Origin of the sequence: Microcystis sp. LE19-84.1B, assembly GCF_027531875.1 — a bacterium.
GTDB lineage: Bacteria > Cyanobacteriota > Cyanobacteriia > Cyanobacteriales > Microcystaceae > Microcystis > Microcystis panniformis.
Genome location: NZ_JAPZSR010000416.1, coordinates 1 through 1,124, shown reverse-complemented (window position 1 = coordinate 1,124; position 1,124 = coordinate 1). Strand labels below are relative to the sequence as shown.

Here is a 1,124-nt window from a genome sequence, read left to right as displayed (position 1 = left end):
TGCAAGGTATCGATTTTTTGGGTGACATCTCTTTGCAAGGTATCGATTTTTTGGTTAACCTCCTTGATGCTGTCTTTAATTTCCTTGAGGACGGATTCAAGACTATAAGTAACGGTTTCGTTAGACATTTTGGTAACATCCTTGGGAGTAATGATAGTACAATAATTTTATTTTAATCCTAAATCTGGTTATTAAAGACTGATTATTTATTGCCTAGGATTTAGTATTATGGCAATATTTCTAAGGATTGCCAGAAAAAAAGGATCGCCACGCTGCCGTGCCGATAGCCCCTCCTAAAAGAATAATTAACGTCCAAACTTGATTTTTTTGGGTTCCTTCCAGCTTTTCTAGTCTTCTATCCATCCCATCGACTTTCTCAGTTAGTTTTGCCTGTCCTACCTCTAGCTTAGTTAGCCGTTCGTCAATTTTCTCAAATTTCTGGTTAAGATCCTTCTGTAGTCCGTCAAATTTCTGGTTAACATCCTTTTGTAGTCCGTCAAATTTCTGGTTAAAATCTTTCTGTAGGCTGTCAAATTTCTGGTTAACATCCTGTTGGAAGGTATCGATTTTTTGGTTAACTTCCTTGATGCTATCTTTGATTTCCTTGAGGACGGATTCAAGACTATAAGTAACGGTTTCGTTGGACATTTTGGTAACATCCCTGGGAGTAATGATAGTACAATAATTTTATCTTAATCCTAAATCCGGTTATTAAAGACTGATTATTTATTGCCTAGGATTTAGTATTATGGCAATATTTCTAAGGATTGCCAGAAAAAAAGGATCGCCACGCTGCCGTGCCGATGGCCCCTCCTAAAAGAATAATTAACGTCCAAACTTGATTTTTTTGGGTTCCTTCCAGCTTTTCTAGTCTTCTATCCATCCCATCGACTTTCTCAGTTAGTTTTGCCTGTCCTACCTCTAGCTTAGTTAGCCGTTCGTCGATTTTGTCAAATTTCTGGTTAAAATCCTTCTGTAGGCTGTCAAATTTCTGGTTAAAATCCTTTTGTAAGCTATCAAATTTCTGGTTAACATCCTTTTGTAGGCTGTCAAATTTCTGGTTAAAATCCTTCTGTAGTCCGTCAAATTTCTGGTTGAAATCCTGTTGCAAGGTATCGATTTTT

General features: G+C 37.1%; 2 protein-coding genes and 1 pseudogene. All 3 read right to left on the bottom strand.

Annotated elements, in window-relative coordinates:
* Positions 1-128 (bottom strand): annotated as a pseudogene (locus O9324_RS23225) (DUF4164 domain-containing protein); the annotation flags it as partial.
* Between the two features lie 112 nt (positions 129-240).
* The gene (locus O9324_RS23220) at positions 241-648 is read right to left on the bottom strand and encodes a DUF4164 domain-containing protein (RefSeq protein WP_288141436.1); all 408 of its coding nucleotides are present in this window, start codon (positions 646-648) and stop codon (positions 241-243) included.
* Positions 649-760: 112 nt separating this feature from the next.
* Positions 761-1,124: DUF4164 family protein (locus O9324_RS23215; protein WP_288141435.1), on the bottom strand; the 364-nt coding region annotated here is incomplete at its 5' end.

What these genes read in the sequence shown, in the direction of transcription:
- O9324_RS23220 (WP_288141436.1), bottom strand. Translation starts at nt 648, where the DNA reads ATGTCCAACGAAACCGTTACTTATAGTCTTGAATCCGTCCTCAAGGAA.